Origin of the sequence: Rossellomorea sp. SC111 (genome assembly GCF_024733565.1) — a bacterium.
Taxonomy (GTDB): Bacteria; Bacillota; Bacilli; order Bacillales; family Bacillaceae_B; genus Rossellomorea.
Genome location: NZ_JANIOC010000019.1, coordinates 59,282 through 71,720, shown reverse-complemented (window position 1 = coordinate 71,720; position 12,439 = coordinate 59,282). Strand labels below are relative to the sequence as shown.

General features: G+C 43.1%; 18 protein-coding genes. 14 read left to right on the top strand and 4 right to left on the bottom strand.

What is annotated here, in order from left to right:
• Window positions 1–105: 105 nt before the first annotated feature.
• Complete coding sequence (locus NQ095_RS19975; protein WP_060670729.1) at window positions 106–312, bottom strand: DUF2536 family protein; 207 nt, start codon at window positions 310–312, stop codon at window positions 106–108.
• 187 nt (window positions 313–499) lie between these two features.
• Here NQ095_RS19975 and NQ095_RS19970 point away from each other — a divergent pair, with 187 nt between their 5' ends.
• From NQ095_RS19970 to NQ095_RS19940, 7 genes are all read left to right on the top strand, one after another.
• Window positions 500–1,138, top strand: a complete 639-nt coding sequence (locus NQ095_RS19970) for a class I SAM-dependent methyltransferase (RefSeq protein ID WP_258265181.1) — start codon at window positions 500–502, stop codon at window positions 1,136–1,138.
• 15 nt (window positions 1,139–1,153) lie between these two features.
• Window positions 1,154–1,846 carry a 5'-methylthioadenosine/S-adenosylhomocysteine nucleosidase gene (mtnN, locus tag NQ095_RS19965; protein WP_060670725.1) on the top strand — a complete coding sequence of 231 codons (693 nt, stop codon included), beginning with the start codon at window positions 1,154–1,156 and terminating at the stop codon, window positions 1,844–1,846.
• A gap of 137 nt (window positions 1,847–1,983) precedes the next feature.
• Window positions 1,984–2,907: a PLP-dependent cysteine synthase family protein gene (locus NQ095_RS19960; protein ID WP_258265180.1), complete on the top strand. Its 924-nt coding sequence runs from the start codon at window positions 1,984–1,986 to the stop codon at window positions 2,905–2,907.
• A gap of 2 nt (window positions 2,908–2,909) precedes the next feature.
• The gene (locus NQ095_RS19955; RefSeq protein ID WP_258265179.1) at window positions 2,910–4,046 is read left to right on the top strand and encodes a bifunctional cystathionine gamma-lyase/homocysteine desulfhydrase; all 1,137 of its coding nucleotides are present in this window, start codon (window positions 2,910–2,912) and stop codon (window positions 4,044–4,046) included.
• Between the two features lie 101 nt (window positions 4,047–4,147).
• Window positions 4,148–4,387: a YrhC family protein gene (locus tag NQ095_RS19950; protein WP_258265178.1), complete on the top strand. Its 240-nt coding sequence runs from the start codon at window positions 4,148–4,150 to the stop codon at window positions 4,385–4,387.
• Window positions 4,388–5,353: 966 nt separating this feature from the next.
• Entirely contained in the window at window positions 5,354–5,494 is a 141-nt protein-coding gene (locus tag NQ095_RS19945) for a YrzI family small protein (protein ID WP_258265177.1), read from the top strand.
• Window positions 5,495–5,523: 29 nt separating this feature from the next.
• Window positions 5,524–5,679: a hypothetical protein gene (locus tag NQ095_RS19940; RefSeq protein WP_258265176.1), complete on the top strand. Its 156-nt coding sequence runs from the start codon at window positions 5,524–5,526 to the stop codon at window positions 5,677–5,679.
• 281 nt (window positions 5,680–5,960) lie between these two features.
• Here the strand turns inward: NQ095_RS19940 and sigK are convergent, their stop codons facing one another.
• Window positions 5,961–6,677, bottom strand: a complete 717-nt coding sequence (gene sigK / locus NQ095_RS19935; RefSeq protein ID WP_034757411.1) for an RNA polymerase sporulation sigma factor SigK — start codon at window positions 6,675–6,677, stop codon at window positions 5,961–5,963.
• Window positions 6,678–6,874: 197 nt separating this feature from the next.
• Here sigK and NQ095_RS19930 point away from each other — a divergent pair, with 197 nt between their 5' ends.
• Window positions 6,875–7,012, top strand: coding sequence for a hypothetical protein (locus NQ095_RS19930; RefSeq protein ID WP_258265175.1), 138 nt, complete (start codon window positions 6,875–6,877; stop codon window positions 7,010–7,012).
• Window positions 7,013–7,082: 70 nt separating this feature from the next.
• On the opposite strand, the gene pssA is transcribed toward NQ095_RS19930, so the two are convergent.
• Both pssA and sda read right to left on the bottom strand, forming a co-directional pair.
• A complete protein-coding gene (pssA, locus tag NQ095_RS19925) occupies window positions 7,083–7,622 on the bottom strand; it encodes a CDP-diacylglycerol--serine O-phosphatidyltransferase (RefSeq protein ID WP_258265174.1) in 540 nt (179 codons plus the stop codon).
• Between the two features lie 334 nt (window positions 7,623–7,956).
• A complete protein-coding gene (gene sda, locus NQ095_RS19920) occupies window positions 7,957–8,097 on the bottom strand; it encodes a sporulation histidine kinase inhibitor Sda (RefSeq protein WP_034757416.1) in 141 nt (46 codons plus the stop codon).
• 442 nt (window positions 8,098–8,539) lie between these two features.
• Between sda and NQ095_RS19915 the strand changes: the two genes are divergently transcribed.
• The 6 genes from NQ095_RS19915 to yqeK are packed head-to-tail and all read left to right on the top strand — an operon-like array spanning window position 8,540 to window position 12,437.
• The gene (locus NQ095_RS19915) at window positions 8,540–9,061 is read left to right on the top strand and encodes a YqeG family HAD IIIA-type phosphatase (protein ID WP_258265173.1); all 522 of its coding nucleotides are present in this window, start codon (window positions 8,540–8,542) and stop codon (window positions 9,059–9,061) included.
• Entirely contained in the window at window positions 9,058–10,158 is a 1,101-nt protein-coding gene (gene yqeH / locus NQ095_RS19910) for a ribosome biogenesis GTPase YqeH (RefSeq protein WP_258265172.1), read from the top strand. The genes NQ095_RS19915 and yqeH overlap by 4 nt, the downstream gene beginning before the upstream one ends.
• Window positions 10,159–10,168: 10 nt before the next feature.
• The gene (aroE, locus tag NQ095_RS19905; RefSeq protein WP_258265171.1) at window positions 10,169–10,999 is read left to right on the top strand and encodes a shikimate dehydrogenase; all 831 of its coding nucleotides are present in this window, start codon (window positions 10,169–10,171) and stop codon (window positions 10,997–10,999) included.
• A gap of 1 nt (window position 11,000) precedes the next feature.
• Window positions 11,001–11,294, top strand: coding sequence for a ribosome assembly RNA-binding protein YhbY (yhbY, locus tag NQ095_RS19900; RefSeq protein ID WP_098439803.1), 294 nt, complete (start codon window positions 11,001–11,003; stop codon window positions 11,292–11,294).
• Window positions 11,295–11,308: 14 nt separating this feature from the next.
• Window positions 11,309–11,878 carry a nicotinate-nucleotide adenylyltransferase gene (locus tag NQ095_RS19895; RefSeq protein ID WP_258265188.1) on the top strand — a complete coding sequence of 190 codons (570 nt, stop codon included), beginning with the start codon at window positions 11,309–11,311 and terminating at the stop codon, window positions 11,876–11,878.
• Window positions 11,871–12,437, top strand: a complete 567-nt coding sequence (gene yqeK, locus NQ095_RS19890) for a bis(5'-nucleosyl)-tetraphosphatase (symmetrical) YqeK (protein WP_258265170.1) — start codon at window positions 11,871–11,873, stop codon at window positions 12,435–12,437. Before NQ095_RS19895 ends, yqeK begins: the two co-directional genes overlap by 8 nt.
• The last annotated feature ends 2 nt before the right edge of the window (window positions 12,438–12,439 follow it).

The following is a 12,439-nucleotide window of genomic DNA, read 5'->3' as shown; positions in this document are numbered from 1 at the left end:
TTTTTCTTATATGGACATGAAAAAACCCGAATATGGGGCACTTTTTTATCAGTGTCCTATATTCGGGTAGTAGTTCAATCATATGGAAGGGCCTTTTTACCTGAATTACTTCTTCACCTTAAAATGAACCATGGCACTATATAATCTTCTGCCGTTCTCATCGATGGAAACGGAATGATCCACGTGATGGACGGAGAGCATGATGGCTTTATTATGCTGGATTTGTTCGTCTACCTTTTTTTCCAATGTCCTGAGATTGTCAGCTTCAAAAAATTCTACTTTATCTTCTATTAAATCGAATGAAATATTCATGGTGTACCTCCTTATTACGTTTGGTCCGGATAGGCTTTCTCCCTCTATTTTAGATTCCCCCCACCCTTTTGACAATGAATAATTGTTGAATTCATCAGGAGAATATGATAATTTAATAACAGTTTTAAAATTAATTCATAGTATGTTTATAGGAATTATAAACTTAATGCAGCTGAGGTGCTGAACCATGGGTAGAGAATTTTTGGATTTGTTCCAGGACTGGGCAGATTCTTATGATGACACAGTGACAGGAAAAGATGCGGAGTATCAAGCGGTATTCGAACACTATGATTCGATTCTTGACGGAGTGGCTTCCCGATCAAAGGGGAAGGTGGTCGAGTTTGGACCCGGTACAGGGAATTTAACAAAAAAATTATTGGATACAGGACTCGAAGTCATTCCCTTTGAACCTTCTCCTGAAATGAGGGCGATCGGAATGCAGAAGCTTGGCGATCGTGTCACATTCCGGGACGGTGACTTTCTGGATTTTTCTTTAAAAGGGAATGCCGATTCCATTGTAAGCTCTTATGCGTTTCACCATCTAACCGATGAAGAAAAGGGAAAAGCTTTCAGCATCTATGGAAAGCTTCTAGTACAAGGTGGTAAAATAGTATTTGCTGATACGATGTTTGAAACTCGTCAGCATTATCAAGCCGCCATATCCCAAGCAATAAAAAAAGAGTATTTCAATCTGGCTGAAGATTTAAAACGGGAATATTACACGACTCTTGATGTATTAAAAGAGCTTTTACGTGATAATGGGTTTTCGGTTCAGTTTCAGCAAGTGAATACGTTTGTGTGGATCATGGAGGCGACTAAACAGTAGAAAGAGGTTTTAGCAATGAAAATCGCCATCATCGGAGCAATGGAAGAAGAAGTAGCCCTACTGAGAGAAAATATATCAAACCCGACAGTGGAAACAATCGCAGGGTGTGAATATACAAGCGGTACCATGAGTGATAAAGAAGTGATATTACTTCGTTCAGGAATCGGGAAAGTGAATGCAGCAATGTCAACGGCAGTACTATTGCAGCATTTCAAACCGGATTGCATCATCAACACAGGGTCAGCAGGAGGGTTCGATCCTTCGCTAAATGTTGGGGATGTCGTCATTTCCACAGAAGTAAGACATCACGATGTCGATGTAACGGCTTTTGGCTATGAATACGGTCAGGTCCCGCAGCTTCCGGCAGCTTTCACAGCAGATGAGAAATTAAAGCAAACCGCCATCGAAAGCGTTAAGGAGCTTGGGGATGCACAGGTGGTATCTGGATTGATTGCCACTGGTGACTCATTCATGAATGATCCAGTGCGAGTGGATGCGATCCGTGACAAATTCACGGATTTGCAGGCGGTGGAAATGGAAGCGGCGGCCATCGCCCAAGTGGCACATCAGTTCAACGTACCATTTGTCATCATCCGCTCCCTTTCAGATATCGCCGGCAAGGAATCTGATGTCTCCTTTGATCAATATCTGGAGAAGGCTGCACTCCATTCAGCCAAAATGGTCATGAGTATCGTAAAATCTGTTTAATATAAAAAGATATAGCTGACCCAGGCATCATACCCTCCCACCACGTGAACGAGACTATTCAGTCGAACAGTCCATTCATCAGTATTGGAGACGGAATGATGAAAGGGTCAGTTTTTGTTTGAAAGGGGATAGAATACATGGACGTGTATAAGAGTGTACATGACCTGATAGGGAATACACCGATTGTTGAACTGACACATTTCCCGTTGAAGAAAGGCGTCCGCCTCTTTGCGAAGCTTGAATTCTTTAACCCCGGGGGCAGTGTGAAAGATCGATTGGGTCTTGAACTGTTAAGAGATGCAGTGGAGAACGGTAAGATCATGCCCGGGGGGACCTTCATCGAACCGACGGCAGGCAATACGGGAATCGGCCTGGCTTTAGCCGCTGTGAACTCGGGATATAAAGTGAAATTTTGTATTCCTGAAAAATTCAGCATGGAGAAACAGGAACTGATGAAAGCCCTTGGAGCGGAAATCGTCCATACCCCTACTGGAGAGGGAATGATGGGCGCGATCGCAAAAGCATCGGAATTGGTGAACGAAATTCCTAACTCGTATTCCCCGCAGCAATTTGGGAACATGGCCAACCCGGAGACGTATTACAAAACACTGGGACCTGAACTGTGGAAGCAGATGAATGGAGAGATTCATACCTTCATCGCCGGTGCTGGCACCGGGGGAACCTTCATGGGGACTGCCCGCTACCTCAAAGAAATGAAGGATACCATTAAAACGGTGATCGTTGAACCTGAAGGATCCATCCTGAATGGGGGAGCATCAGGGCCGCATAAAACAGAAGGAATCGGCATGGAATTTCTCCCGGATTATATGGATTCAGCGTATTTTGACAGCATCCACACCGTCACGGACGAGGATGCATTCAGAAGAGTAAAAGAACTTGCCGCAAAGGAAGGGTTACTGGTGGGAAGTTCATCCGGTGCAGCCCTCCATGCAGCACTACTTGAAGCAGAACATGCTGAACCGGGGAGTCATATCGTAACCATTTTCCCGGACTCAAGCGAGCGGTACTTAAGTAAAAACATTTATCAAGGAGGAATCTAATCATGAAAAAGAAAACGCAATTAATCCACGGTGGTATCCCGACAGATCCTCAAACGGGCGCAGTTTCCACTCCTATTTATCAAGTGAGTACGTATAAGCAGGATGAAGTAGGAAAGCACAAGGGATTCGAATATTCACGGTCGGGAAATCCTACCCGACATGCCCTTGAAGAGTTGATCAAAGATCTTGAAGGCGGGGAAAAAGGGTTTGCATTCGGATCGGGAATGGCGGCGATCACAGCAGTCATGATGATGTTCAACAGCGGGGATCATATCGTGATGACAGATGATGTGTACGGCGGCACGTACCGTGTCATGACCAAGGTGTTGAATCGTATCGGTATCGAATCCACTTTCGTTGATTCAAGCGATATCGGTAATATTGAGAAAGCGATACAACCGAATACGAAGGCTGTGTACATTGAAACGCCTACCAATCCATTACTGAAAATCACGGATATCGAGGCAGCCGCTTCATTAGCGGGTAAACACAATCTGCTGACCATCGTAGATAATACGTTCAGTACACCTTATTGGCAAAATCCGATCAGCCTGGGTGCAGACATTGTCCTCCACAGTGCAACGAAATACATCGGTGGGCACAGCGACGTGGTCGCAGGACTCGTGGTAGTGAATTCAAAAGAACTGGCTGAAGAATTATTCTTTGTTCAGAATTCCACAGGCGGGGTCCTTGGACCACAGGATTCATGGTTATTGATTCGCGGAATCAAAACCTTGGGACTGCGTATGGAAGAGCATGAAGAAAATACAAGGAAAATCGTTGAGTTCCTGACGGCTCATCCGAAAGTAGCGAAGGTTTATTACCCGGGACTTGAAACTCATCCGAATCACGCCATCGCCAAGAAACAGGCATCAGGCTTCGGTGGGATGGTTTCCTTTGATGTAGGTAGCGAAGAAAATGCAGACCGTCTGTTAACCAATACGAAATATTTCACGTTGGCTGAAAGTCTCGGCGCTGTAGAAAGCCTTATTTCCGTTCCTGCCCGCATGACGCATGCTTCCATTCCTGTTGAGCGTCGGAACGAACTTGGGATCACAGACGGCCTTGTCCGGATCTCAGTCGGCCTTGAAGATGTGGAAGACCTGATTGAAGATATTGACAACGCCCTTTCCAAGTAGGGGAACCCGTGGCAGAACTGGTATCAATTACATGGTAGGCTGCATGGAATCATATGTTACCATAGAATGAGAGTTTACTAGTTCTAAAGTAGGTGAATCTAATGAAGAACACAAGCAAAAAGACCATTCAACACAAGGTCGTCGACTTCAAACGATTTGGTTTTACATTACTTGCACTGAGTGTCTTTATGTATTTAGGTGTCATCATTCCGACAGTGACGGTCACACCCGGCAAAATGTTGCCCCTCATGATAGGGACGGTTGTTTTACTCGGGCTGTCACTATACTTCTTCACAAAAGCAATCAAATATAAAAAAGATCTGCAATCAGCGGATGAATAAATAAGAAAAGTGTAAGGGCTTTGCCCAGAGGCGACAAGCATAAGACGAACCATCCGGAAAGGCGTACTTTGCCTTTTTGGATGGTTTGACTTATGACCACGAGCCTCTAAGCCCTGCAGCTGGACAAAGAAAAGCGGGTTCTCATCGAGGACCCGCTTTTTTGTCGTTTTTAAAATAGTGCTGGTTGTGAGGAATCTTGCTTGTGTGTTGGTTCTCCTCCATAGGTGTTTGTGTAAAGCTTCATTTGGATGAGAGCTAGTCCAACTATATTGTCCGTTCCTTTCCGCTCTGTGCTATTACGTTTTTCTGCGGTAAATAAATGTAAAACCTCCTGAATGGAGTAAATGAAAACAAGCTCATACATGCATTTGGATAGTTCGTAAATCGATCATAATTATGTTTGTTCATACCCGATATTTCTCTATTGCTTTATTTACTCTTTAAGCTCTGTCACGCAAATACCCTATAGATGGTGAGGGGAATTGCGAAGACTCCTGCGGAAAAACGGGCGTGCCGAGACCCCGGAAGCGAGAGCTGAGGAGGCTCGGCCGTACGTCCGCGGAAAGCGAAGCAGTTCCCCTTACCATCCTACCCATGCTAATTGACAGAGCCCCAAGTAAATCCCGTGTGTAGTGTATCATTATGTGGAAATTTGTAGAAAAAATAATGAGGAAAAGAGTTTACTTTATTGCAGGAATTGGATATACTAACCAATGTAAGAAAAAAATCACAAGAGGGAGGTCGAAAGAAATGTTCGTGCTTATTGGAAAAAAAGACACAATTTCATATCGTTTTTATCATTCGACCGCTTGTGGGATGTTTTCTGCTTAATTTGAAATTCATTCAATAATAGCCACAGGGAGAATGTAGATCCCTGTGGCTTTTTTGTGCCACAAGGGTCGGTCGCTTTGTGGCTTTTTATTATGCCCTGCAGGCCTGCAGGAACTTTGAAAGGGGTGATATTGTATGACACTGAATCTTTTATTTATAACTGTAACCTTCAATAAGAAACAGGAAACGTTTGAAGAAGCTTCTCATAATGAGATGGTTTCAAAAAGCTATGAAGAATCGAAAATAAAGCAACACTACATGTCTCAAATATTTTAATCTAAAAAAAACAACAAATGGAGAGGAGAATGAAAAATGATTTATGTACAGGAAAAAATGCTGAATGCGCTATGGGTAGAGAAGGATACTGCCTAACGAAACAAAAAGGTGGTGGAGAAATGTTTTTAAATATTGTCATTTGGTCGGCTTTCTTCCATAGAAAGAAGAAGCGGGTAATGAACTAACATAGGATAGGAGGGTCCCCAATGTATGGGGGCCCTCCTTTTGTTTTTCGGTCACATATCTGTCAATACTTAGTAAAGAATTGTTCACGGATGGGAGGGGAATATCCGTTTTTTCGTGATACATTAATAGTAAGAAGTGCAGTTTAATGAGGGAGAGGGATGACGATGTTTTCAATGATCATGGGTCTTATCCTGACGTCTGTTATTGGTTTGATCATTTCCGCTGAAGTCAGTGTAGAGTAGAAAAAAAAGAAAAGCGGTTCCTGGACCGCTTTTCTTTTTTAGGATTTATTCCTTTTTTCTTTTTCCTCACGATAAAATTCATGAAACATTTTCATGAGGGCCCTTTTTTCGATCCGTGAGACGTAGCTCCTCGAAATCCCCAGTTCTTTTGCAATTTCCCTTTGAGTTTTTTCTTCTTTCAAATCCAGCCCGAACCGACCGACGATGACTTCCTTTTCCCTCTCGTCCAGTACGCAAATATATTTTCTGACCTTTTCGAGTTCCATGCTTAATTGGATCGTATCGATGACATCATCGCTTTCCGATTTCAAAATATCGATCAAGCTGATTTCATTTCCTTCTTTATCCTGGCCAATAGGATCGTGGAGTGAGACATCTTTTTTTGTTTTCTTAAGGGCACGCAGGTGCATGAGGATTTCATTCTCGATACATCGAGCCGCATAGGTGGCAAGCTTCGTGCCTTTTCCTTCTGAGTAGCTTTCAATCGCTTTGATCAATCCGATGGTCCCGATGGAAATCAAATCTTCTGGATCTTCGCCTGTGTTTTCGAATTTCTTGACGATGTGGGCAACCAACCTGAGATTATGTTCGATGAGCATGTTTCGGGCGTGCTCATCCCCTTCTGCCATCAGCTTTAGATATTTTCGTTCATCTGCAGCGGACAGTGGTTGCGGAAAGGCGTTATTCTTAACGTAAGAAACGAGGAAAATTAACTCCTTGAAGAAATAACCCAGTGCTGTTAGAACTCCAGACATATTTCCACCTCCATGAGGACTTAAGCCTATACTCATTCATATGATAAGAAGGGAATGTCCTTGCATGTCCGGTGAAAGTAATCGGGAAATGGAACATTTTTTTCCAAATTGAATTCTATGATAAAGATGTAAACTGCCTATACGCTCCTTCCCTATGTACATATACTGATAGTAAAAGTGAGTGAGGAGGTATGGTCATGCCTTATGGATATCCTTGTTACGGACCAGTCTATCCAGGTTGCTATGGCGGCGGGGGGTTCTACTTTGCGTTAATCGTTGTATTGCTAATCTTGCTTTTCCTATTCGGTGGCTGGTGGTACGTCAATAACTGTTAGCCTCATACGTATTTGCAAGAAGACCTTAAAGAGGGCCCTGTTCATGTTGAACAGGGCCCTCTTATATGCCTTACATCTTCTTCAAGGTAAAAGGGCTGACCATCAGTACAGCCAGTGTGATCGTCATACACACGATCAGCACACCAGAAACAAACGGGATAGCAAGATAACTCAAGGTCAGTAAACAGCCGGCTGCAGTTATGGGAAGGCCGGTAAAATAACCGTCATTTTCCGAAATGTTGAAGCGCGCCAACCGGTAAGCGCCACAGGCTAAATATAAAATGATAAAGAACATGCCAGGAAAGTCAAACTGGCTTAGAACGGCTGTGTACATAAGCAGTGCCGGGGCCACACCAAAGGAAATGATGTCGCTCATGGAATCCAGCTGCTTTCCCAACTCCGACTCGATGTTTAACTTTCTTGCCACCAATCCATCGAATCTGTCGGTCAAGGCAGCGATGAAAATGAGGATCAAGCTCAGATGTAATTGGTTATGAAGAACGGAAATAATAGCAAAACCACCTAATGATAAATTCGTAAGGGTAATCAGGTTGGCTGTTTGAGTTTTAAGCTTTTTGAACGTTTGATCGAGTACCCCGGAGAGAAACAATCATCACTCACTCCTTCTTTTAAGTTTGCTCACTGTTGAACAAGGTTCGTGGCTGAAATATGCCTTAACGAGTGCCTGTTCACCTGGTTAACGTTGACGGTTAACTTCATACAGTGAAAAAAGATCCTTATTCATATAGTATATAATGATATTTTATTATATACTTATTAAACTGTTAAAGTTAATCGTTTTTTTATTGAGTAAGGGATTTGGTTAGGCTCATAGATCGTTGGACAGAGGATCAGTATCCTGAAATGTGATGGCAAGAGAGCGTATATTCCATAAAAAAAGAGGACGGATTTTATATAAATCCGTCCCGTTTCATGTTAGTATTCTACGAAGTAGCTTTTATTTTATTTGTAAGAGATCGACGGTGAATTTCCATTTCGATGAGGCGAATGAATTCTGTATTGAGTTTCAGCTCCAGCGCTTTGTAATAAGAATCAATCAACAGTTCGTCCGATAATTTCCTCATTAATGCCACCTCCATTACTCATCATCTTTTTATTCGAACCTTAGTGTAAGTACGTTTTTTTGTAGTAATGTAACTTTACCAAAAATTTTTTTTTAGAACAAGCGTTCCGTTATCCACAGTTCATGGTGGATAAGTTGTGACTAACTTGTATATAACTGGTAAATAAAGCTTGTTTGTGTTCTGTATAATGTGAATAAGGTTATCCACAAGTATGAAGAAAGCTGGAATTTTGTCGAAAAATATTTATTTTTTATCGTAATATGTTTGGAATTACAGGAATATATATGATTTATTTTGAATCTGTATGTAAAATTGGTTATCATTAATCTGTTATAGGTTAAAGGTATACTATAGAAATCGATCCTCGATAGCGTGGAACGTTCATCTAATGAGAATATATCGAAAGCAGTTAATCATATAAAAGAAATTTGAGGTGTAGCATGTGATCAAGCAGTTTTTACCCAATGAACAGGTCCAGGATATTTTTAATATCACCCCGGGGCATCTTAAGGAAAAAGGGGTCAAGGCAATCATTACCGATTTGGATAATACGTTGGTGGAGTGGGACAGAGCGAACGCCACCCCGAAATTGATCCAGTGGTTTAAAGACATGCAGGAGCAGGGGATCCTTGTGACCATTGTATCCAACAACAATAAAAACCGCGTGGGGGCATTCGCTGAACCTTTGGGTGTTCCATTCATCTTTCAGGCACGAAAGCCTATGGGCCGTGCTTTTAAGAAAGCGATCAAACAAATGGGCGTTAAGAAGGAAGAGGCGGTTGTCATTGGCGATCAGCTGTTAACGGACGTATTAGGTGGAAACCGCAGTGGCTTTCATACGATACTGGTCGTACCTGTGGCTCAATCGGATGGTTTCTTTACAAAATTCAATCGTCAGGTAGAACGCAGAATCATGAAGTTTTTCAAGCGTAAAGGCATGCTTGAGTGGGAGGACAAAAAGTGAGTGAAGTTGTATGTATAGGTTGTGGCGTTGAAATTCAGACGGAAAACAAAGAAGGCCTGGGCTATGCGCCTCCTTCTGCTCTTCAAAAAGAAGAGATCATCTGTCAGCGCTGTTTCAGATTAAAGCACTATAATGAAGTTCAGGATGTTCCGTTGACCGATGATGACTTCCTGAAAATACTGAATGAGCTTGGTGACTCTGAAGGGCTTATAGTCAAAGTGGTGGACATCTTTGATTTTAATGGAAGCTGGCTTCCGGGACTTCACAGGTTCGTCGGGTCCAATCCGATCCTTCTGATAGGAAACAAGGTGGATCTCTTGCCTAAGTCGGTGAAACACTCCAAGCTGATTCATTGGATGAAGCATGAAGCAAGTCAACTGGGATTGAAACCGATCGATGTTCAATTGGTGAGTGCTGCCAACGGACAGGGGATAACAGAAGCGATCGAAGCGATCGAGAAATATCGGAATGGAAAAGATGTTTACGTGGTTGGATGTACGAACGTAGGGAAATCCACGTTCATCAATCGCATCATTAAACATGTCTCAGGTGAGCAGGATGTCATCACGACTTCCCACTTCCCTGGTACGACTCTAGATATGATTCAAATTCCATTGGATGAGGAAGAATCATTGATTGATACACCAGGCATCATCAATCATCACCAGATGGCCCATTTTGTAGATAAACAGGATTTGAAAATCATTACGCCTAAAAAAGAAATCAAGCCAAGGACGTTCCAGTTGAATCCGGAGCAAACTTTGTTCTTCGGCGGATTGGCCCGTTTTGATTTCATGGCGGGTGAGCGTCAGCCGTTTACTTGCTATTTCTCAAATGAGCTGTCCATCCATCGGACGAAGATTGAAAAGGCGGATGAACTCTATAAAAATCATGCGGGGGAATTATTACAGCCGCCAAGAAAAGATGATATGGATACGTTCCCTCCACTTGTGAGGCACGAGTTCAGGATCAAAGAAGCGAAAACGGATATCGTTTTCTCAGGTTTGGGGTGGATTACCGTCAATGATGCCGGGGCGACCATTGCCGCTCACGTCCCGAAAGGTGTCAGCGTATTCTTAAGAAAGTCTTTGATCTAGGAGGGGTTCTGTGGCTCTTTATGGTGTGATAGGGGATCCGATTGCACACTCGATGTCGCCCCTGATGCATAATAGCGCGTTTGAAGATAACGGAATTAACGCTGAATATGTTCGATTTCATGTGAAGAAAGAGCAGCTCCCCGAGGCCATCCGTGGAATCAAAGCCTTGGGTATTCAGGGAGTGAATGTGACGGTTCCTCATAAAGAACATGTCATGTCTCTCCTTGATGGGATTGATCCATTGGCAAAGGCAATCGGTGCTGTCAACACGATTGTAAATGAAAATGGTAAGCTGATCGGGTATAATACAGACGGTCTTGGTTTTGTTGAAGGCTTGAAGAAGGTAGCCGGTGATCGTCTTGAAAACAAGTCTATGCTGATCATCGGGGCAGGCGGTGCGGCCAGGGCCATTTATTATACACTTGCCTCTTCGGGTGTAAGGAAGATCGATGTAACCAACCGGACCCCGGGAAGAGCAGAGAAGATGATGGATGCCTGCCCGTTTCCGTTAGAGTCTTCGTTCCTTACCCTTGAAGCCGCCGAGAATGAATTGCACGATTATGATGTCATCATCCAGACGACGACCATCGGTATGTTTCCTCATATTGAAGACAGTCCTATAAAGGTCAATGAATTAAAGCAAGGAAGCATCGTCTCGGATATCATTTATAATCCACTGGAAACAACATTATTGAAACAGGCTAAACAGAAAGGTGCCCTGACTCAGAACGGACTCGATATGTTCGTTTATCAGGGAGCCCTCTCATTTAAGAAGTGGACAGGAATCTTTCCGTCCTATTCCGTTATGAGGGACACCGTTTTACAACAACTAGGAGGTTAACATGTTAACAGGTAAACAAAAGAGGTTTTTACGTTCAGAAGCACATCACTTAAATCCGGTTTTTCAAGTAGGAAAAGGCGGAGTCAACGATAATATGATCAAAACGATCGGAGAAGCAATTGAGACAAGGGAATTGATGAAAATCAGCATCCTTCAAAATTGTGATATGGATAAGTCTGAGGTTGCACAAGAGCTATCGGAAGGTGTAGGAGCTGAAGTTGTCCAGATCATCGGAAATACCATCGTCCTATACAAAGAATCGAAAGAAAACAAGCAATTAATCCTGCCAAGATAAGGATCGATACGATGATGAAAAAAAAGGTTGGACTTCTGGGAGGTACATTCAATCCTCCCCATATGGGTCACTTGGTCATTGCAGAGCAAGTGCTGGAAAAGGCACAATTAGATGAAATCCGCTTTCTACCTAACCATGTACCTCCCCATAAACAGGCGGATGAAAGGGTAACGGTGGACCAGCGGCTTCGGATGCTGGAGGCAGCCATCAAGGGTCATCCCCGTTTTTCGATTGAACGGATCGAACTCGAAAGACAGGGTGCCTCCTACACATATGACACCATCAAGCTTTTGATGGAAAGAGAAGAGGATACCGAATTTTCGTTTATCATTGGCGGGGATATGATCGAGTATCTTCCGAAATGGTATAAAATTGAAGAGTTGCAGCATATGGTGAAGTTCATAGGGGTTAATCGTCCGGATTATACCCATGAGTCTTCCTTTAACGTGCAATTGATTGAAGTGCCGGCCATTGATCTTTCTTCCTCATACATTCGTGACACAGTAAATAAGGGACAAACGGTTCGCTATTTGGTTCCGGACGACGTGTATCGATATATCAAGGAGGAGAAGTTATATGAATAGGGAAAAAGCGCTGGAGATGGTAAAAAAGCATTTGACTGAACATCGCTATATTCACACATATGGTGTCATGGAGACGAGCATTGAGCTTGCTAAACGGTATGGAGCCGATGAGAAAAAGGCAGAAACAGCTGCGATTTTTCATGACTATGCAAAGTTTCGGGATAAAGGGGAAATGCAGGGGATCATTGAAAGGGAGAATCTTTCAAAGGATCTTTTACTTTATAATGGCGAGTTATGGCACGCGCCTGTAGGAGCCATCCTGGTAGAACGTGAGGTCGGGATAGAAGACCCGGATATCCTTTCTGCAATCCGCTTTCATACTTCTGGGAAAGAAGGGATGACGGTACTCGACAAGGTGGTTTATCTAGCAGATTATATTGAGCCGAATCGCAGGTTCCCAGGTGTGGAAGAAGTGAGGGAACTTGCCAAGGAATCATTGGACCTGGCACTCATTAAAGCTCTGCAGAATACGATCATGTTTTTAATGAAAAAAAATCAAGCGATCTATCCGGATACATTTCGCTTTTACAATGAACTGACATTAAATCAGAGGAGATGAAG

Coding starts and splice junctions, on each gene's coding strand:
- NQ095_RS19975 (WP_060670729.1), bottom strand. CDS start 312: ATGAATATTTCATTCGATTTAATAGAAGATAAAGTAGAATTTTTTGAA.
- NQ095_RS19970 (WP_258265181.1), top strand. CDS start 500: ATGGGTAGAGAATTTTTGGATTTGTTCCAGGACTGGGCAGATTCTTAT.
- mtnN (WP_060670725.1), top strand. CDS start 1,154: ATGAAAATCGCCATCATCGGAGCAATGGAAGAAGAAGTAGCCCTACTG.
- NQ095_RS19960 (WP_258265180.1), top strand. CDS start 1,984: ATGGACGTGTATAAGAGTGTACATGACCTGATAGGGAATACACCGATT.
- NQ095_RS19955 (WP_258265179.1), top strand. CDS start 2,910: ATGAAAAAGAAAACGCAATTAATCCACGGTGGTATCCCGACAGATCCT.
- NQ095_RS19950 (WP_258265178.1), top strand. CDS start 4,148: ATGAAGAACACAAGCAAAAAGACCATTCAACACAAGGTCGTCGACTTC.
- NQ095_RS19945 (WP_258265177.1), top strand. CDS start 5,354: ATGACACTGAATCTTTTATTTATAACTGTAACCTTCAATAAGAAACAG.
- NQ095_RS19940 (WP_258265176.1), top strand. CDS start 5,524: ATGAAAAATGATTTATGTACAGGAAAAAATGCTGAATGCGCTATGGGT.
- sigK (WP_034757411.1), bottom strand. CDS start 6,677: ATGTCTGGAGTTCTAACAGCACTGGGTTATTTCTTCAAGGAGTTAATT.
- NQ095_RS19930 (WP_258265175.1), top strand. CDS start 6,875: ATGCCTTATGGATATCCTTGTTACGGACCAGTCTATCCAGGTTGCTAT.
- sda (WP_034757416.1), bottom strand. CDS start 8,097: ATGAGGAAATTATCGGACGAACTGTTGATTGATTCTTATTACAAAGCG.
- yhbY (WP_098439803.1), top strand. CDS start 11,001: ATGTTAACAGGTAAACAAAAGAGGTTTTTACGTTCAGAAGCACATCAC.
- NQ095_RS19895 (WP_258265188.1), top strand. CDS start 11,309: ATGAAAAAAAAGGTTGGACTTCTGGGAGGTACATTCAATCCTCCCCAT.
- yqeK (WP_258265170.1), top strand. CDS start 11,871: ATGAATAGGGAAAAAGCGCTGGAGATGGTAAAAAAGCATTTGACTGAA.